This window comes from Flavobacterium sp. ABG (assembly GCF_001027725.1).
GTDB lineage: Bacteria > Bacteroidota > Bacteroidia > Flavobacteriales > Flavobacteriaceae > Flavobacterium > Flavobacterium cupriresistens.
Map to the genome: position 1 here is coordinate 182,204 of NZ_LEKS01000004.1, position 17,571 is coordinate 199,774.

Genomic DNA, 17,571 nt, shown 5'->3' on the forward strand with positions numbered 1-17,571 from the left:
CCAAATTCCTCAACTCGTCCCAAATTCGATTAAGATTTTAAGATTTCAACTCAGATTAAATTAATAATTAATTTAAATACCACAAGATGAATATTAGAACAAATCTTCGTTTAATTCCAGTATTGCTATTGGTTTTATTGTACAGTTGCTCCCCGACTGTAAAAGTTACTACAGATTATGATCATGCTGCTAATTTTAGTGAATTTAAAACGTTTGCAGTCTATGATTTAAAAGCTCAGGAAGGACAGGTCAGCCAACTCAATGTTGATCGTGTTACAAAAGCGATTCGTGCAGAAATGATTGCCAAAGGTTTCTCAGAAACCAGCAGCAATCCCGATTTAAAAGTAAATGCGGTTTCTATCTTAAAAAATAAACAATCCGTTACAGCCGATTCTAATTTTTACGGTTATGGCGGTATGTATCGCCCTTACGGATATTGGGGTGGTGGTGCAATGATGGGCGGCGCTACTACAACTTTCAACACTTATGATTATGTTGACGGTTCCCTTGTAATTGATATTGTATCTACAAAAACTCAAAAATTGGTTTGGCAGGGAATCGGTAATTCTCAAATCGACAGCAGACCGGATAATCCTGAAGAATTTATTGCTGCTTCGATCAAAAAAATACTGGAAGGTTTCCCTCCCGGTTTAGCAAAAAAATAACTTACAAAAATGTTATAGTAAAGCTGTACTTACCATAAGCGTGGTAAGTATGGCTTTATAAGATGATAACAGACTCCACCTCTGAAATTGTTAACAAAGGAATATATTAATTAATTTAAGCTTAATATATTATGATGGATATACTACTTTCACTTTTCTTTTTTATAGCGACAATTGTTGGTTTTGCCACTTCTTTTAGGGTACTTTTTTCGCGGAAAAATTATACTAAAAGTTTTTTTCTGGGACTATTTATGTTTAGTCTGGCGACCGTAAGTGTCTATAATTTTTACTTATCAGTAAGTGCCTTTAAAAATGTCCCTGATTTATTCGGTATCACAAAAGCATTTATCTTTTTAGTAGCACCCTGCTCTTTTTTATATGTCAGAAATGTATTGTTCTCGACTAAAATGTTTAAAAAATACGATTGGCTTCACTTTTTGCCCTTTGTCCTATACTTTGGTTTAACTTTTATAGTATGGATTGCTGCCGATGCAAATATTCCAATTATTGCATATGTTTCTTCCCGAATAAAAAATCCGTTCACCACATTAAGTCTCACCTTTTGGTTGGTGTATGCCTTTTGGCAGACCATGATGATCTTAAACTGTGATTTGGAAAAATTGGAAGGAAAAGAAGCTAAAAAAATAAAAATCATACAATGGTTAAGAGTCTATAATCTGGTCATCTTGTTTTTGTTTTCTACACTTTTTGTGCATTTTTTTCTAAAAGACGGGATTAAAAACATAGACACCGCTTGTTATATTTTGATTTCGTCAGTGCTTTTTTTCACCGTCGGAGGACTTTATTTTAAACCCCATCTTTTTGCAGATACCAATGAAACGTATCATTTTGAAGAGAATAAATCGGTACCAATTGAAGCAAACGAAGTCAAAGACACATCGCCTTTAATTAAAGAATTAACTACAGACAGAAGGAAGGAGGACCTGCTAAAACTGGATACTATTTTTTCTGCAAAAAAACTCTTCCTCAAAAAAGATTTTGTAATTCGGGATCTCGCCGAAGAAACAGGGATATCCGTACATCAACTCTCCAATTTAATAAACTCGGAATTTAATCTTCATTTTCAGGATTATGTAAACCTGAAAAGAATAGAGTTTTTTAAAGACAAAATCAACGACCCGGAATGGAAAGATTTATCCCTCGAAGGGATGGCCTGGGGTTCCGGATTCAAATCCCGAACAACCTGTTTTAGGGCTTTTATTAAACATACCGGAAAATCGCCTTCCGAATATTTCAAAGCAATCAGAGAAGATTCAGATAAAACAAATGTCTTTTATCTGAAACAATCTTAAAAGTAAAAAACAGGCTAGAAGAATTGTTACGCTATATTAATTTTAAACACATTATTATGAAAGCAAAATTCTATCAGCATAAACAAATAATTAAATCTATCAGTACTTTATTACTTCTGCTCGTTTCCTTTTTGGGTAATGCACAGCTTAAAGGAGGTCATATCCTTGGAGGAATGGGCTTGCAATCCGGAACTCAAAGTCCAGAGAATACATTGGCAGTATATGTTCCGGGCTATTTTTACAGCGCATCATCGCTGCGAAACAGTGATGGAAATATTTCCGTTGCCAACCCCAATTTAGATATGTTTATTACCGGCGTTGGGGTATCTTGGGTCAGTGATTTTAAAATTTTAGGCGCTACTTACGGAGCTTCGGCTTTGTTTGCCTTTGCCTCCAATAAAATTGAAGGAAACAATGTAAATGTCGACGGATCTTTGGCATTTACAGACACTTATATCGTGCCGTTACAACTAGGATGGCATCAAAAAAGAGCCGATTTTGTTTTTAGCTATCAAATGTACCTGCCAACAGGAAAATACGAAGCCGGAGCCACAGACAATAGTGGACTGGGAATGTTCATGAATGAATTTTCTGCCGGAACAACGCTGTTTTTTAATGATAAAAAAACGTTTCATTTCTCCACATTAGCGTCCTATGAAATTAATGGAAAAAAGAAAGACACTGATATTAAAACAGGAGACATCTTAAGCTTTGAAGGCGGTTTAGGAAAAACATTTTATGTGTTTAATGCCGAAAAAACAGCTCCAAAATCAATTATTAATGCGGGATTAATTTACTATTTACAATATAAAGTTACCTCAGATAAAATTCCATTGCCAATAGGAGGGCTTGTTTGGGAAGGTGACAAGGATCGTGTTGCTGCTTTAGGAGCAGAGGTAAATTTTTTGCACTTAAGCTCTAAATCTACAATTGGTTTGCGTTGGTTGGGAGAAATTGGCGCTGTAAACAGATTTCAGGGAAATACTTTTTTCCTGACACTGGCTCATATTTTTAGCACCGGTACCAAAAAAGGATAGCACAAAGTATTCTTAACCTTTTGGAGTCTGTGTTTCTGTTTTTAATGAATATGATAAATTTTACCTATATGAAAAATACAGTTTCAGATTTTTCTATTAAAAACGTAAAACTCTTTCAGAAAATTTTTCTTGCGACCGTTTTTCTTCTGTTTTCAGTTACCACAATGACGGGACAAAAACAGCATATTAGTGTGCGAGATTCTATAGACGGAGCAATAGATTTAAGCGATTATATTATTTATGCACATGGTTTTATTGTAGTCCCAACAATAATAACCGAACCGGCTTTGGGTGGAATTGGAGGAGCCATTGTTCCTGTCTTTCTAAAAAAACATGCCCCCGTTATTGATGAAAATGGAAAGAAAAGAATCGTAAATCCTGATATTACAGGAGGTATCGGAATGTATACCGGAAACAAAAGCTGGATGGCTGGTGCTTTTCGTTCGGGCAGTTTTATAAAGGCCCGAATGACCTACAAAGTGATGGCGGGTTATGGTGATATTAATATGTCTTTTTATGAAAATTTACCAACCGGAAAAGATTTGGAATTTAAGTTTAATTTTAAATCTTTTGTTTTTTATACGCAGGTTTTAAAACAATTCAGAAATCCAAAATGGAGTGCCGGTCCGCAATATCTTTTGTTGGACTCTAAAATAAAATTACCGGGTGACAATCTTCCTTCTTTTTTAAAGCCAAAGGATTTTAAAAGTACGGTGAGTCAGTTTGGTGGTGCCATTCAGTTTGATGGCCGTGATAATATTTTTACACCTGATAAAGGAATTAGACTGCAATCGGATTTTTTCTGGTCTGATGATATACTCGGAAGCGATTACGATGCCTGGCGTGTGAATCTTTCCGCGATTGGATATCATCCTATAACAAAAAAGTTAATCGGAGGCTTACGCATCGAAGGCGAACAAGCATTTGGAAGTCCGCCATTCTACCTTTTACCCGGAATCAATTTGCGTGGTGTCCCAATGGGAAGGTATCAGGGAAAAACCAGTTTGGTTTCTGAAGTCGAACTGCGATGGGATTTATACCGAAGATGGAGTCTTATGGGTTACGCAGGTGTAGCCAGTGCCTTTAACGATTGGGACAAAGCCTTTGATAAACCGGTGGTCTACAATTACGGAACCGGATTCCGATATTTACTTGCCCGAAAATTCAAACTCAGAATGGGCGTTGATGTAGCAAAAGGCCCTGAAGATTGGGCTTATTACATTGTCTTTGGAAGTAATTGGATGAGGTAATTCCTTTTTAACGATAAAAAAACGGTTTAATTTTTATCTAACTATTTTTTGAGTTGTTGATATAAAGATTTTTTGTAGTTCTTGCTTTTAGATTATTCTGCCACGAATTTCATGAATGTCATTCATACAGGAAATGTTAAAATAAAATGGCACGCAGATCCAGCGGATTTTAGAGGATTTTTTTATCAGTTCTATAGCTAAAATCTGCTGGATCTGCGTGAAAAAAAAGATCAAAATAATTCAAAAACAACAAATAAAAACCACTCTTTACCCGTAACTTAAAAAGTGTCAAATAGAATTAACCAGATCCCTACAGATTAAATCCTTTCAATCTTTTTAATCAGTGGCAAAAATAATTCGCGCCCATTCGTGAAATTAGTGGCTATTCATTTGAGCCACAGACTAAGAGATTTAGACAAATTAAATGTGTTTATTAAGAATTGCAGAGATGGACCAGAGGTGTAATATTTTGTCTAACAAGTATCAATAGTATAGTTTGCTTCGAACAGAATGGACTTGTTTAGCTGACCAATATATTTTCGTAGCAAAAGGATATATTTTCGAGCAAACTAAAAACAGTGTTTTTTCTTACATTTGAAATAAGATTTAAAAGGAATAAAATTATGTCAAATTTTGCAAAAACACACAGTAAATGTAAATCATCCGGTAACGGCCAGTTATGCGTAAAAATCAGCTGTATTTGACAGGCTTTTGTAAAAATGCAGAGCCTACTGTAGAGGTGTTGGGTTTTACAAAACTTCTTGCCTTACTAGAAGAATACGTTTCTTGGAGTCAATTGAATTCATTTATTGAAGGTTGTGAAAAAGCCATTGCATAGTCTTGTAAAGTGTTGAGTATGTTTCATAGAAATAGTGAAAAATAGAATAATTCCTGATTTTGTTGATAAAGAGATAAAAGTTAAAAAAAGAGGATTAAATAAGAGGTTGTTAAATGATTGCAAAATCCCTGACACAGATTTCCGTGTCGGGGGTTTTGTTTTATAAAGAAGCCCGAATTAGTGTTTTTTCCAATAAGGTATAATTATTTTGTTCTCTTTTCGAGATAAATACAATAATATTAAAGAGGCAATAACACAAAAGAGCATGGCCTGAATAGTGCCTTCTGGACCAAATTCACCTCCGGTAGTCCATTCGGAACCTTGAATTTTAGAAACCAGTAAACTATTGGTTTTTTTATTTCCGGAAGTAACCGCGCCAAAAATACCCGATTGCATAAAATTCCATGCAAAGTGTATCGCGATCGGAAACCATAAATTTCGGCTGTACATAAAAGCAGCACCAAGTAACAAACCAGCTTCAACAGCAATACATAATGCAGAAAGAAAAGTGCTGTTTTCATTTGGCAAATGCAAAGCACCAAAAAGAACGGCTGAAAGAAGTAATGCAATATAACTTCCCAGTTTCTCTTCCAAAATTCTAAAAATAATGCCACGAATTAAAATCTCCTCCAAAATTGCAACAGTAAAGGCTATTGTAAGCGGAATGATAATAAAAGAAACAGGATTTACAGAAATAATACTAAAACCACCATTTACATAAATAACCAGGATGGTCAGGGATTGCAGGAGAACCCCAATTAAAGTTCCGAGGAGTAAATTCTTTGCCAGATTGTTGGTCGATAACTCGGTTATTTTTCTTTTTTCATATTGGCTAAAGAAAAGAACATAAGTCGTTATCGCAAGAGCAGAAACAATAAGGCCTTTAATAAGGTTCCTGTAATCTTTGTCAAGAGAAATCAACAACTTTCCGGCAATTTGCTGTCCAATATTGACAACAAGAAGACATGCAATTAAGGCAAGAACAATTTTTGTAATTGGGAAATTAAATATTTTTTGTTTTGTGGTTAGGGTTTCCATTTTTAATTTGGTTTAAGTATTAAGTGGAGACAAAAGTAAGTTGCCCCAAAACCAAAAAATAGAATGAAATTTGCCTCTTTTATAATTTTTGAAATTGCTTGGGTAAAAATCCCGTTTGACTTTTGAAGGTTCGGATGAAATGACTCTGATCGGCAAACCCGCATTGAAAACCAATTTCAGTAAGGTTACTTTCATTTGATTTGATGAGGGAAAGCGAACGGTTTATCTTCATTCGTCGCAAGTATTCACTCAACGTACAACCAAAATATCTGGGAAAATGTTTTGAAATCGTAATCGGATTTACGTTTAAAACCGTCGACAAATCATGTAAATTAGGATTCTCGTTCCAACAATCGTTTAGTAGTTCGTTTAAGCTCTTCACCCAAAACGGACTCTTTTCAAATTTCTCCAAATGAGTATGAGTATTGGACAATTGTGCAAACAACATCGTAATCGCGTCCCCCGAAAAAGTATCGGCAATCATACATTCTCTAAAAATCTTCAGGATCAGAAATTTGGCAAGCGTGGTATGCTGAATTGATTTTTCAATTAAGGCTTCGCTTATTTGGAGTTCTTTTAGCAGATTTTCGTCAATTTCGAGGTTGATGTTTTTTGAGGGAAAAAGAGTGTTGTGATTCAGATGTAATTCATCACTATGATAGAACAACAAAGAGCCTGGGCCTACAACAGTACTCGAATTTTTACGCTTTTCTGATGTCCCGCCTTTCAAGAAAAGGGTCAGATGTGCATTATTATGCGAATGCCATCCTTCAAAAACCTTTTTCTGATACTCCGTTTCTATAACTGCAATTCCCTGCGAATTGTTAAAAACGTTTTTAGTATTGCCCAAGTATTTCTCTTTTTCCAGTTCGAACATTTCGCGTTTTATTAGCTGCAATTTCGCAAAGCAAAGTACTATTTATTTAGAAAAAACAAGTGATCAAATAGTTGTGATTGTAAAAGGAAGAGTTGTTTTTTTAATGTATTTGTAATCTTTTACCGCTTAATAAAAAGATTGTGAAAATATTAACCGGAGAATGCTAAAAAATTACAGAAAATTTAATTGTTTTGTAACAAATTAGAAACATTGAAGACTAATTTGTAAATACCTTAAACATACATTATGAATACATTTTCATTCAAATCAGTACTTGCGGCTTCGGTCTTTTTTGTTGGGGCAACCAGCTGTTTTGCACAGGACGTTTTAGTAAATTCATTAAAACTAAACGCGAGTGATAAAAGTAAAGAAAACTTTAAATTCACAGAACAAATTAATTTAGGAACCACTTCAGTAAAAACACAAGGTTCTTCGGGAACGTGCTGGAGTTATTCTACAAACTCTTTTTTAGAATCAGAAATGATTCGTTTAGGAAAGCAACCGGTAGAATTGTCTCAGATTTTCTCTGCAAGAAATGTTTATGTTGAAAAAGGAGTCAATTACGTTCGTATGCATGGTGCTGTTACTTTAGGTGACGGTGGTGCATTACACGATGTAATTAACATGTACAAAAAATACGGAACAGTTCCGAGAGAAGTTTACACAGGATTAAACTACGGAACAGATAAAAATAAATTTGCTGAAATGTCTTCTCTTATCGAAGGAGTTTTAGCTGCGGTTGTAAAAAATCCAAATGGAGAATTAACTCCAAACTGGCAAAAAGCGTACGCTGCCGTTATCGATTCTTATTTAGGAAAAGTGCCGGATAATTTTACTTACAAAGGAAAAAATTACACGCCACAATCTTTTGCTAAAGAAGTAGTAGGAATCAATCCTGATGATTATATCGAAATGTCCTCTTTTACAACAGCTCCATACTACCAAAAAACAATGATGGCTGTACCGGATAACTGGTCTTTTGATCAGGTTTACAATGTAAAAGTAAACGATATGACAGACGTTATCGACAATGCTTTGAAAAAAGGATATACTGTAGCATGGGCAACTGACGTAAGCGAGAAAAGCTTTAGCTGGAAAAATGGAGTAGCTTATGTTCCAACAAAAAAATTCGATGATATGACCGCTGAAGAAAAAGCAGACATGTTCAACGGACCAAAACCGGAACCGGAAATTACTCCTGAAATGCGTCAGACTGCGTTTGATAACTACACGACTACAGATGATCACGGAATGCACATTATTGGTCTTGCAAAAGATCAAACCGGAAGAGAATACTATATCGTAAAAAACTCATGGGGAGAAACAAACGACTACAAAGGTTTCTTGTTTGTAACTAAAAACTTCGTGAAATACAAAACGACTGCCTTAATGGTAAACAAAGGAGGAATTCCTGCTGATATCGCTAAGAAGTTAGGGGTTTAATTACCTTAGGTTTTAAAGAAAATAGAAAAGCGCTGCAATGAAAATTGCGGCGCTTTTTTTGTTTACGAAAATAAAAAATATAAATAACAGAATATTTAAATTATTATTTAGTATCTATTTAGAGGATTGTAAATGTAAAAAAATCCTGCCAACTAGCAGGATTTATTATTTAGATGTTAAAGAATTTCCCATTCGATGTTTTCTTCTTTTGTTTCTACATTTGCTATCCAAATTTGCCTTTTATTCTTCGATGCAAATTCTATAATCTCTTTAGTGTCTATTTCCTTCTCATCTCCTGGTTTAATAACAATTAGCATTCTATTATTATATGCATCAGCCCTAATAAAAGAATTATCACTTGATTTTTTAATGTTATAGAATTCATTATTCTCTAACCATTTATCAATGATTCTGTTTTTTTCTAATAATTCATTCATATTTACTAATTTTTTGTGAAGGATAAATCTTGAACATTTAATGCTTGAATGCAAAAATTTTTTAAGACACTATAATATCCTTCAAAGGTTAAATGACTAGGTTTTTTATAAAGATTTTTTATATCTTTAAAATCTTCATAGCTTATGTTAATTTCTTCAAAAGAAATATGTTTTTCCTTAATTACCAAGACTTTCATATGATTTTCGGTAATTACTGGTGATATTGAGGGCAAATATAAATCAAAAGAATTATCTTCCGATAAAAAGAGTTTATTAATTGTTAATACAGATCCTATAAATCGTTCGAATTTTTTATTCCTTACCCATTTGTCAATAAATACTTTCGATCCATCAAAATAAGTACTCCAATATGTTTTAATATCAAACTCTTTTTTCTCTTTTAGATATAATGCAACATAGAAATCAGCTTCAATATCTATTAGGCTCATAAAATCTGATCCAAAATAATCTTTTACTTTAGTTGCATCATCCTTGTTTGGGACACCCTGTACTACTAAATGAAAAAATTCATGCAATATTACAATTTCAAAGAAATTGTAATCACAGCTTTTTAAAATATATGGATTAAATGACACTATTTTTTCACCTCTGTTATTGTTATTAACTTTCATAATCCAGTCTTCATTTTTATAAGGCTCAATTATGATATTTTTTATGTCAAAAGTTTTTAGAGAGACATTTGTTTCATTTAGCCAACAATTAAAATGCTGGATTGCGGATAATAAACTTTTTCTAATTTCATCACTTATTTCATTAATTTCTTCATTTAATTCTTGAAGTGTGCTATTGCTCATATGATTTTTTAGTTTCTTATATTCTAAATTAATTATCCTTTTCAAAAGTTATTTCCTGTATTTTTTTTGAATAAAATGTTTTCTTTTGCATTTTTCATTTTCTTCAATAATTCGATTTATTGAAATATTCTTATTTATCTCTTCATATATCTTTGCCAATCCAATGGATTGTGATTCAAATAATTCCTTCATTAAATCGGTATTGTTATTATTAGAATCTGCAAAGATTGTAACATTGGGTTTTTGATTTAAGAATTCCATTTTTTATTTTTTTAGAGTGGTTTCTTTATTAAAGGTAAGGTTATTTTTTCTGCTTTTTCTTACAGGGCCATCTTTTTTTGTTACGTTATTATTTTGTGAATTTATTTTATCGTTTATAGATTCTTCTTTGTTATCATTTTCGTTTTCGAGTGTAGGTTCATTTTTATCTGTAATTTGATCTTCTAGTTCAACAAATAGCTGTAATATTACATCTGGATTAGCTTCATTTCTAATAACGTGAAATAATAACGTTTCGATAATTTTTTCATCATCATCTAACCATCGAACATTACAGAATAAATCTTTTGCTTCATCATAATCAATTACAAAACCATGTGAAGGATATCCAACAATAAGTTTGCTTATAATATCTCGATTGTGACCTCGTAACAATCTTGTTCCATATTTTTCAGCAATTTTAATAGCTCTTTGTATTTCACCTAATTTCACAGGATCAATTTGAGCACTAATTGGAGAAATCAATCCAACTGACAATTTTGAACAAATCTCGGCAGCGGTTCTAGTAGTAATACTATTTTTACTTTTGCGCTTTAATCCTAAAAAATTTTCTTCAAATGACCTAAATAATTGCTCATTTAACGACATTAGACTTTGTACGATATTTAGACCAGATGTATTTGAAAGTTCATCATCTCTCATTAGCTGTATGTCAAGTGGGCCAAATTCGCTAAAATCACTCATGACAATTTCGTCAGCACCTAGGGCCATAAGTGTACCAGTACTTTTACAACTACCAAATACATTAAATATAACATTATCGTAGCTCCGATGTATTGCTCTAACAATCCTGTATCCTGCATCAGGATCTCCACCATAAGTTGTTAAAATCAGGACGCAATTTTTTCGTTTATCAATATTATCACGAAGCATGTTAACGAATTGATCCGCAGTAGAGTCATCAATAGTGGCGCTTAGAAGATAATAATCGGCATCATTCTTTTCAATTAATTTTCCTAAAGCTTCGTTTATTTCATTCATATCATATAACTCTCTGGTTTTGATCAAATATAGAAAAATATACTATGTTTCAAAATAATAATTAAATCTTATAAAACGATGTTATTATGCATAATCAAAATGTTATTTGTTGGATATTTTATTATAATAGTATTCACAATGTTTTAGTTTTTAGACAAAAGCAAGTAAAAGTAGCGGTTAAATACATTTTTTAAAATGATTATTTTTTTCTAGATTAATTTGCAAAAGGTTTATAGCTTTCAATAATTTTAAATTTAAAGGTTATTCATCAATTGTTAACAGGTATTAATACTCGATTATTATTCTTACAATTAATTGTTCTGACTGTTTTTTTATCCCCTTTGTAGTCAAATTATAAAAAACAACAATTTATTAATATATAATTATTGTGAATTTATCTTCTTTCGATTGAAAGCCCTTTTTGATGGAATGAATTTTCCTCATTAAGAACATATATATTCTAAATATTTTTTGGTTTTAAAAATAGATTTTTTTTTTTAGAATGTAATTTTAGGAAATTAAGGATAAAATTTAAATCAAGAACATATCTTTTCAGAGTTAAAAGAAAAAGTTGTAAGTTTTAGAACATATTTTTAGCTTAAATAAAAAAGAGATCTCTGACGAGACCTCTTTTTATATAAATGATATATTTTAAGAAGAATTACTTCCCTTCCAAAAACTTCTCCAAATACTCAACCTTGTCTTTTTCAGCCTGAACCAAACGCTCATAAAGTTCTACAACTTTATCAAGAGGATTGAAAGAACAGTTGTGATTTACCGTTGGTCCATCATTAATAACGGCTCCTTCATAATTATTTTGAATATTGTTTAACACAACTTCATCAGAAAAATTTTTAATTGCTTCCGCGGAAACACCTAAAGCTTCCGCAATTGTATTCAGTCTTTCCTCATCAACAGTTTCGCTTCCTTCAATATTAGAAACAGCTTGTTGACTTACGCCAATAGAAATGGCAAGTGCTTCTTGTTTCATTCCTCTAAGCTCTCTGATTCGGCTAATGTTTCTGCCGATATGTTTTGGTTTTGTTGCTGTGCTCATAGCTCAAAGATATTTAAAATTCCTTAAAAAATTGTGCTAAAGTAGAATACAAACTTCTGCTTGTGAGATACAATTTAATGTGTTTCAATATAATGGCAATTAATTGCTTAATTGCAACCCAGAAACAAAAATACAATTTTTCTGACAAATAATATTTAAAAACCAAAAAATTAAATTTTAAACGCCATGCAAATAGTAAACAAAACCACACTAGATCAGAATAATGTGATGAGGTCATTATCTAAATTTCTTTCAGATATTTGTTTCGAGGGAGAATTTAGAAGACAGCCCGAATATTTAACTGAAATTTTCGAGTACATCCTCGAGACCAAAATGGGAGACAATTTCGATTTACGAACCAAAATGATGAGCTGTATTAAAACCAGCAAAATGTTGGTAAAAGCTCTTGAGCCATTTTCAGATGGTGAAATAGAAAAAGCCTGTGCTGAGATTAGAGGTTAGGTTTTTGAACTGAATCTAGTTATTTTCGATGCGGGAAAAATCTCCTTTTACCGCATTTTTTTTGTCAGTTCGAGGTACGAGAAATCGCATCCAATACTCCATACAGTGTGTGCTCAGCTTGTGTGATTTCTCCTTCGTCGAAAGGATAAACAGAGTGTATTCTGTTGTTATACTAGTTTTATTGTCTGCCGTTGTTCTTTCGAGACACGAGAAATCGGATCCAATATTCCGCAAACTGTATGTGAATTTCCAGTGTGATTTACTTCGTCTATTCGCTTTCGCTCGGGTCTTGAAAGAACAAAAAAGCGAGCAAACTAAACTTTCCTCCCAACAAATCGTATTACAGCACCTTTCCCAATATGAAATTGCCCCTCATTGAGAATAATTTCTTCTTCCTCTAAATGCAAGATTTCATAACTCTCAAAATCAGCCTGTATTTCTTCCTTCGAAAACAAATCAGCAATTGCATCCGGTCCGCCAACTTTTGGGTTTGCTTTTTTAAAATGCAAATGACTTTTACTGAAGGCTTCAAAAATTATAATGCCTCCGGGTTTTAGATATTCATTTAGTTTTTTGTGGAGTTTTGATTTGGTTTCTGCAGAGAAATGTGCGTAAATCAATCCGATCGCATCGAAAGATTCTTTTTCGAATTCGAGTTCTTCTAGGTCGCCAACAATATATTCTAAGTTTACCTTATGATCTTTGGCCAGTTTTAATGCTTTTAACTGCCCTTCAGTGCTTAAATCAAACGAAGTGACAGTCCAGTTCAGTTGTGCTGCAAAAACGCCGTTACGACCTTCGCCATCGGCAGGCATCAATATAGATCCGGGTTTGAATTTAGGCAGCCATTCTTTAAAAAACAGATTAGGTGCTGTTCCGTAAGCAAATTCAGTGTTCTTGTATCTATCATTCCATTTTTGATTCATTTTGATTCGGTTTAAATTAGTGTTTCAAAATTAACCTGAGAACGTTTCTTTAGTTAGGACAAAAATGCAGTTTACTATGACTTATTTGAAGTTTTTACGAAATGTCTCGGGAGAAAATCCGGTATGTTTCCTGAAGAATCTAATAAAATAAGAGACATCTTCATAGCCCATATAATCTGCAATTTGATTTACCTGATTGGAGGTTGCCAAAAGATATCTTTTAGACTCCAGAATGATCGCTTCGGTGATAAGTTCAGAAGCCTTTTTGTTTACTAACGTTTTGGTGATATTGTTTAGCTGATAGGGAGTAAGATGCAGCATTTCGGCATAAGCAGCAATGGGTTTGTGCGTGCGAATATGAGTTTCTAAAAGTGTTCTGAATTCATCCAGACGTTCCTGTGCGTATAAGTTAGTATTGTCGGTTGGATTATTATTTTGTTCCCGCATAAGTTCCAAAAAGAAAATACGGAGATTGGCTTTTATGATTTCAATATAATTTTCGTGTTTGTCATGGTATTCCTGAAAAATATAAGTCAAAACGAAAAGTACTTTTTGAAAAGTAGCCTCTTTAAGTTCATAGTAATTCTGCTGGCTTATTTTAGTTAAAGAAGTCTGGCTTGTTTTATCATCGGAAGAATAAAAACCAGTAGTAAACTGAATCATAAAACCGGTGCTTTTGGCATTTAACTCCAACCGATGTGCCTGCCCCGGACGCAAGAAGAAAACAGTATTGTCTTTTATTTCGTAGCCTTTGAAATCAATTTCATGAAAACCGGCTCCTTCTTGCAAAACCAAAATATGGTAGAAATCATGTCGATGTAATTCCTGAATGAAGTTTTCTCCCAAAAGCAAATCCTGAACAGTACGGATGCTGAAATTTAGGGAAAAATTTGTTTTTTCAGGAGGTGTAGTAAGATTTCGAACCGGGATCTTTTCCATTTTAGTTTGATGTGATACAAATGTACAAAACAGCGTTGCGAAAATAGAGAATGACTTTTATATAAATAGATGTACTTCAACGTTTTTTGCGGTTGTTTACGGGGCAAATTAGGAGTAATATGTAAGAATTGAGTACCTTAGATGAGTTTTAGAATACTGGTAATGCTCTTAATTTTAGTTTGTATGAAAAAATATCTACTTATTTTTACAGCGATTGCATGTATTTTTTCTTTAAACTGTTTTGGACAGAACAACGATATTGTTCTTGCTAACGTGAAAATGAAAAATGCAAAATCGAAATCTGACAAGATACCCAATACCGATCTTGTTGTAGAATCTTATCGCGTTGAAGAAACCATCAATATGGCATTTGGAAACCGAACCACTACTTATGAAGTTTCTAAGCTGGATATGGTTAATACCTATGATTTAGGACCAAACAATACCCGAAAGGTGATCCCGCAATATGCAAAACCAAAAGAAAAGACGTTAGGAACTACAATAGAGACAAAAACCATTGTTGATACTTTGAAAGTTGCTGTAAAACCGGTTAAAGTAAATGTTCTTCCTCCTGCGAAAAAAGAAAAGTATATCACTATAAATGTGGTCAACACGTACGAAAAAGTCTTAGACCGTGGATACAAATCAATTGAAATGCTCAAAAAAGTAGCAGACCGATCTTATTTTGAAAATGATATGATTAATGCTGCGAAACATTATGCTCAATTGTTTGAGATGAGTACCAACTTAGAAGCGTCTTATTATTTCAGATATGCGCAAGCATTGAAAGGTATTAATGAAATGGAAAAATCGGAAGAAATGATGCAGTTGTTTAAAAGTAAAAATGGCAGTAAGTAAAATGTAAATTCTTTTCAATCTTGTTGTTTTGGAACAGAAAAAATTGCACTAGTTAAGTAAGAATGATTTGTCGAATAGTTGAATGTGATTTCTCCTGAGTCGATAGGACGCCAAAATAACTATTTCTTTTTCACCAATAAAAAAAAGAGCATCGTTTATATCGATGCTCTTTTTGATTTAAAAACTTAATTGTAACGATTTGGGGTCGTGATTAATTTGCAGATTGATTTGATGTCTTGAGCTGCTTAATTTTTATTTGTTATTTAACTCTCTTAAGATCTAAATCCTGAAAATCAAAACTAAAATCAATCGTTGGTGATATCCCTTTCATTTTTATGCTTTGTGCTTTTCCTTCTTCATCTAAGCTAAAGGAGGCAAACGCATCGCAATTCATGTCTTGATATTCCCATTTTATAGCAAATGTATTTGCTTTATAAAATTGCATTGGTCCGTTTAGTTTTGGTGAACGAAGAGATTTGAACCATAATTGATTTCCTTTCAGGAATATTTCCATTTTCCCGAACCATTTATCTTCATATTGCCCGATAAAGTCTTCGTTTTTGATTTTGATATTTTTGGCTTTGTTTACGGTTTCCCAAACTTTTTTAACGGCTTCATTGTCGACGTTCTTTTGTGATTCTAAAAAAGAGGCATGTTTGTCAATCCATCCGTAATCGTCCAGACCTAAGTAACTGTCGATAATGGTTTGACTTACGGCAGAGAAAACACCGGCGCCACCATTTTCGGTATTGGTTAAAACTACGACCCCTAAATTTAAATCCGGAATCATTGTAACTATAGAAAGCATTCCCGGTAATCCACCTGTGTGGGAAACGCTTAGATTTCCTTTTACATCAGCTAAAAACCAACCTAATCCATAACCGTTAAAATGTTGTTTGTATCTCGGGTCCGGGTCCGCTGGAAGGACTGAGTACAATTTCCACATTTCATTTTGTCTTTCCGGAGAGAAAAGTTGTTTGTCTAATTGGTCTCCGTATTTTCCTTTGTTTAATTGTACCAGAACCCATTTTGACATATCATCTGCATTAGATACAATGCCGCCGGGAGCACCGTTTACCATTTCTTCAAACCCTTGAATGGTTTTTATTTTGTTGTTCTCGGTACCGTTTGTCGAGTGGGGTGTAGCTAGATTAGATTTGTCTTTTATGTCTTTAAGAGAAGCATGCGAGTTGTTCATCTGTAAAGGATTCATGATTTTGGTTTCGATAAATGCCTCCCAGCTCATTCCGCTTACTCTTGCGGTCAGCTCGCCTGCTACAAAATAAAGCAGATTGTCATAATCAAATTGTGTTCTGAATTCCGAAACAGGTTTAAAATGCTGAAAATTGCTTAAAACATCTTTTATGGTAAAGTCAGTACCGTTAGGAAAAAACATTAAATCTCCGGCGCCTAAACCAAGTCCGCTACGATGACATAATAAATCTTCGATAAGAAAATGTTCTGTTACGTACTCATTGTACATTTTAAATTCGGGAATATAGGTTTTCACTTTGTCTTTCCAGGAAATCTTTCCTTCATCGACTAGAATAGCTAACGCGGCAGTAGTAAAAGCTTTGCTGTTAGAAGCAATTTGAAAATTGGTGTGCTCGTCGACAGCTTGTTTTGTGTTGATAGACTTAACGCCATATCCTTTTTTGTGAATCACTTTTCCATCTTTTATAATGGCGACTGCAACTCCGGCAACATTAAATTTTTCGATTGATTTTTCTACAAGTGCATCAACTTCTTTTGAAGAGAGTTGAGCAAAGATATTACTGGTGGTAAGTAATAAGAAAGTGGTTAAAATGGTTAATGCGAATTTTGGTTTTTTCATGTTTTTTGGTCTGATTGTTTAATGTAGTTTAATTAGTAGGGTTTTCCCTTCGGAACGAATATATAAAATAAAAGAATATCAAAAAGACCTGAATTTAGATTTCAAGAACATGATGTTCTAATATATCGTAAAAATTAAACCTGACAGGTTTCAAAAACCTGTCAGGTTTAATTATATAAAAAAAAAACAGCTATTTATTAGAAACAGATTGTTTCCTGTAGTTCTGTCATTTCGAGGCACGAGAAATCACACTCGCAGATCAACAAAGATTGGCGATTTTCTATGCGGAATTTCTGGTGTGATTTCTCGTGCCTCGAAATGACAAATTAAGTGTGTATTTTGTAAACGAGATGTTTTTTAGATAAATTAAATTTTCGAATTCATTTTTTACTGTTCCACAGGTTTTTGCGTTGACCCCAGATTCCCACAAGATTGGAATTTGGAATTTAAAGATTTGGAATTTTACTTTTGAGATTGGAATTTGGAATTTAAAAAGTGTGGAATTTCAATCCAATATTTCGG

The 17,571-nt window shown here is 33.4% G+C and carries 18 protein-coding genes; 8 read left to right on the forward strand and 10 right to left on the reverse strand.

From position 1 onward, the window contains the following. Nucleotides 1–86 precede the first annotated feature (86 nt). The 5 genes from AB674_RS06100 (at nucleotide 87) to AB674_RS22760 (ending at nucleotide 5,103) form a co-directional block, all read left to right on the forward strand. On the forward strand, nucleotides 87–665 hold the full coding sequence (locus tag AB674_RS06100; RefSeq protein WP_047774812.1) for a DUF4136 domain-containing protein: 579 nt from the start codon (nucleotides 87–89) through the stop codon (nucleotides 663–665). Nucleotides 666–796: 131 nt separating this feature from the next. Beyond that, a complete protein-coding gene (locus tag AB674_RS06105; protein WP_047774813.1) occupies nucleotides 797–1,978 on the forward strand; it encodes a helix-turn-helix domain-containing protein in 1,182 nt (393 codons plus the stop codon). Nucleotides 1,979–2,034: 56 nt separating this feature from the next. Continuing rightward, nucleotides 2,035–3,015: a transporter gene (locus tag AB674_RS06110; RefSeq protein ID WP_047774815.1), complete on the forward strand. Its 981-nt coding sequence runs from the start codon at nucleotides 2,035–2,037 to the stop codon at nucleotides 3,013–3,015. 68 nt (nucleotides 3,016–3,083) lie between these two features. Next, nucleotides 3,084–4,265, forward strand: a complete 1,182-nt coding sequence (locus AB674_RS06115) for a BamA/TamA family outer membrane protein (RefSeq protein WP_047774979.1) — start codon at nucleotides 3,084–3,086, stop codon at nucleotides 4,263–4,265. Between the two features lie 700 nt (nucleotides 4,266–4,965). Continuing rightward, nucleotides 4,966–5,103, forward strand: coding sequence for a hypothetical protein (locus tag AB674_RS22760; RefSeq protein ID WP_165579349.1), 138 nt, complete (start codon nucleotides 4,966–4,968; stop codon nucleotides 5,101–5,103). Nucleotides 5,104–5,280: 177 nt separating this feature from the next. Here AB674_RS22760 and AB674_RS06120 read toward each other — a convergent pair whose 3' ends face one another. Beyond that, on the reverse strand, nucleotides 5,281–6,141 hold the full coding sequence (locus AB674_RS06120; protein ID WP_047774816.1) for a CPBP family intramembrane glutamic endopeptidase: 861 nt from the start codon (nucleotides 6,139–6,141) through the stop codon (nucleotides 5,281–5,283). Between the two features lie 79 nt (nucleotides 6,142–6,220). Beyond that, nucleotides 6,221–7,018, reverse strand: coding sequence for a helix-turn-helix domain-containing protein (locus AB674_RS06125; protein ID WP_047774818.1), 798 nt, complete (start codon nucleotides 7,016–7,018; stop codon nucleotides 6,221–6,223). A 246-nt stretch (nucleotides 7,019–7,264) separates the two neighbouring features. Here AB674_RS06125 and AB674_RS06130 point away from each other — a divergent pair, with 246 nt between their 5' ends. After that, a complete protein-coding gene (locus AB674_RS06130) occupies nucleotides 7,265–8,461 on the forward strand; it encodes an aminopeptidase C (protein ID WP_047774819.1) in 1,197 nt (398 codons plus the stop codon). Nucleotides 8,462–8,637: 176 nt separating this feature from the next. Here the strand turns inward: AB674_RS06130 and AB674_RS06135 are convergent, their stop codons facing one another. The 5 genes from AB674_RS06135 to AB674_RS06155 all read right to left on the reverse strand — a co-directional run bounded on the left by AB674_RS06135 (nucleotide 8,638) and on the right by AB674_RS06155 (nucleotide 12,030). Next, nucleotides 8,638–8,898 carry a hypothetical protein gene (locus AB674_RS06135; RefSeq protein ID WP_047774821.1) on the reverse strand — a complete coding sequence of 87 codons (261 nt, stop codon included), beginning with the start codon at nucleotides 8,896–8,898 and terminating at the stop codon, nucleotides 8,638–8,640. A gap of 5 nt (nucleotides 8,899–8,903) precedes the next feature. Beyond that, on the reverse strand, nucleotides 8,904–9,713 hold the full coding sequence (locus tag AB674_RS06140; protein WP_047774822.1) for a hypothetical protein: 810 nt from the start codon (nucleotides 9,711–9,713) through the stop codon (nucleotides 8,904–8,906). Nucleotides 9,714–9,761: 48 nt separating this feature from the next. Continuing rightward, nucleotides 9,762–9,974 carry a hypothetical protein gene (locus tag AB674_RS06145; protein ID WP_047774824.1) on the reverse strand — a complete coding sequence of 71 codons (213 nt, stop codon included), beginning with the start codon at nucleotides 9,972–9,974 and terminating at the stop codon, nucleotides 9,762–9,764. A 3-nt stretch (nucleotides 9,975–9,977) separates the two neighbouring features. Continuing rightward, nucleotides 9,978–10,973: an SDH family Clp fold serine proteinase gene (locus AB674_RS06150; RefSeq protein ID WP_053004208.1), complete on the reverse strand. Its 996-nt coding sequence runs from the start codon at nucleotides 10,971–10,973 to the stop codon at nucleotides 9,978–9,980. Nucleotides 10,974–11,634: 661 nt separating this feature from the next. Next, nucleotides 11,635–12,030, reverse strand: a complete 396-nt coding sequence (locus AB674_RS06155; protein WP_047774825.1) for a helix-turn-helix domain-containing protein — start codon at nucleotides 12,028–12,030, stop codon at nucleotides 11,635–11,637. Nucleotides 12,031–12,216: 186 nt separating this feature from the next. Between AB674_RS06155 and AB674_RS06160 the strand changes: the two genes are divergently transcribed. After that, nucleotides 12,217–12,492 carry a hypothetical protein gene (locus AB674_RS06160; protein WP_047774827.1) on the forward strand — a complete coding sequence of 92 codons (276 nt, stop codon included), beginning with the start codon at nucleotides 12,217–12,219 and terminating at the stop codon, nucleotides 12,490–12,492. Nucleotides 12,493–12,806: 314 nt separating this feature from the next. Here AB674_RS06160 and AB674_RS06165 read toward each other — a convergent pair whose 3' ends face one another. Then, complete coding sequence (locus AB674_RS06165; protein ID WP_047774829.1) at nucleotides 12,807–13,418, reverse strand: class I SAM-dependent methyltransferase; 612 nt, start codon at nucleotides 13,416–13,418, stop codon at nucleotides 12,807–12,809. Between the two features lie 81 nt (nucleotides 13,419–13,499). Then, nucleotides 13,500–14,357, reverse strand: a complete 858-nt coding sequence (locus AB674_RS06170; RefSeq protein ID WP_047774830.1) for an AraC family transcriptional regulator — start codon at nucleotides 14,355–14,357, stop codon at nucleotides 13,500–13,502. 183 nt (nucleotides 14,358–14,540) lie between these two features. Here AB674_RS06170 and AB674_RS06175 point away from each other — a divergent pair, with 183 nt between their 5' ends. Beyond that, on the forward strand, nucleotides 14,541–15,215 hold the full coding sequence (locus AB674_RS06175) for a hypothetical protein (protein ID WP_053004209.1): 675 nt from the start codon (nucleotides 14,541–14,543) through the stop codon (nucleotides 15,213–15,215). A 259-nt stretch (nucleotides 15,216–15,474) separates the two neighbouring features. Here AB674_RS06175 and AB674_RS06180 read toward each other — a convergent pair whose 3' ends face one another. Beyond that, a complete protein-coding gene (locus AB674_RS06180) occupies nucleotides 15,475–17,049 on the reverse strand; it encodes a serine hydrolase (RefSeq protein ID WP_047774832.1) in 1,575 nt (524 codons plus the stop codon). Between the last annotated feature and the right edge of the window lie 522 nt (nucleotides 17,050–17,571).

Bases quoted from the DNA above. Each gene is read 5' to 3' on its own strand.
- AB674_RS06100 (WP_047774812.1), top strand. From the start codon at position 87: ATGAATATTAGAACAAATCTTCGTTTAATTCCAGTATTGCTATTGGTT.
- AB674_RS06105 (WP_047774813.1), top strand. From the start codon at position 797: ATGATGGATATACTACTTTCACTTTTCTTTTTTATAGCGACAATTGTT.
- AB674_RS06110 (WP_047774815.1), top strand. From the start codon at position 2,035: ATGAAAGCAAAATTCTATCAGCATAAACAAATAATTAAATCTATCAGT.
- AB674_RS06115 (WP_047774979.1), top strand. From the start codon at position 3,084: ATGAAAAATACAGTTTCAGATTTTTCTATTAAAAACGTAAAACTCTTT.
- AB674_RS06120 (WP_047774816.1), bottom strand. From the start codon at position 6,141: ATGGAAACCCTAACCACAAAACAAAAAATATTTAATTTCCCAATTACA.
- AB674_RS06125 (WP_047774818.1), bottom strand. From the start codon at position 7,018: ATGTTCGAACTGGAAAAAGAGAAATACTTGGGCAATACTAAAAACGTT.
- AB674_RS06130 (WP_047774819.1), top strand. From the start codon at position 7,265: ATGAATACATTTTCATTCAAATCAGTACTTGCGGCTTCGGTCTTTTTT.
- AB674_RS06135 (WP_047774821.1), bottom strand. From the start codon at position 8,898: ATGAATGAATTATTAGAAAAAAACAGAATCATTGATAAATGGTTAGAG.
- AB674_RS06140 (WP_047774822.1), bottom strand. From the start codon at position 9,713: ATGAGCAATAGCACACTTCAAGAATTAAATGAAGAAATTAATGAAATA.
- AB674_RS06145 (WP_047774824.1), bottom strand. From the start codon at position 9,974: ATGGAATTCTTAAATCAAAAACCCAATGTTACAATCTTTGCAGATTCT.
- AB674_RS06150 (WP_053004208.1), bottom strand. From the start codon at position 10,973: ATGAATGAAATAAACGAAGCTTTAGGAAAATTAATTGAAAAGAATGAT.
- AB674_RS06155 (WP_047774825.1), bottom strand. From the start codon at position 12,030: ATGAGCACAGCAACAAAACCAAAACATATCGGCAGAAACATTAGCCGA.
- AB674_RS06160 (WP_047774827.1), top strand. From the start codon at position 12,217: ATGCAAATAGTAAACAAAACCACACTAGATCAGAATAATGTGATGAGG.
- AB674_RS06165 (WP_047774829.1), bottom strand. From the start codon at position 13,418: ATGAATCAAAAATGGAATGATAGATACAAGAACACTGAATTTGCTTAC.
- AB674_RS06170 (WP_047774830.1), bottom strand. From the start codon at position 14,357: ATGGAAAAGATCCCGGTTCGAAATCTTACTACACCTCCTGAAAAAACA.
- AB674_RS06175 (WP_053004209.1), top strand. From the start codon at position 14,541: ATGAAAAAATATCTACTTATTTTTACAGCGATTGCATGTATTTTTTCT.
- AB674_RS06180 (WP_047774832.1), bottom strand. From the start codon at position 17,049: ATGAAAAAACCAAAATTCGCATTAACCATTTTAACCACTTTCTTATTA.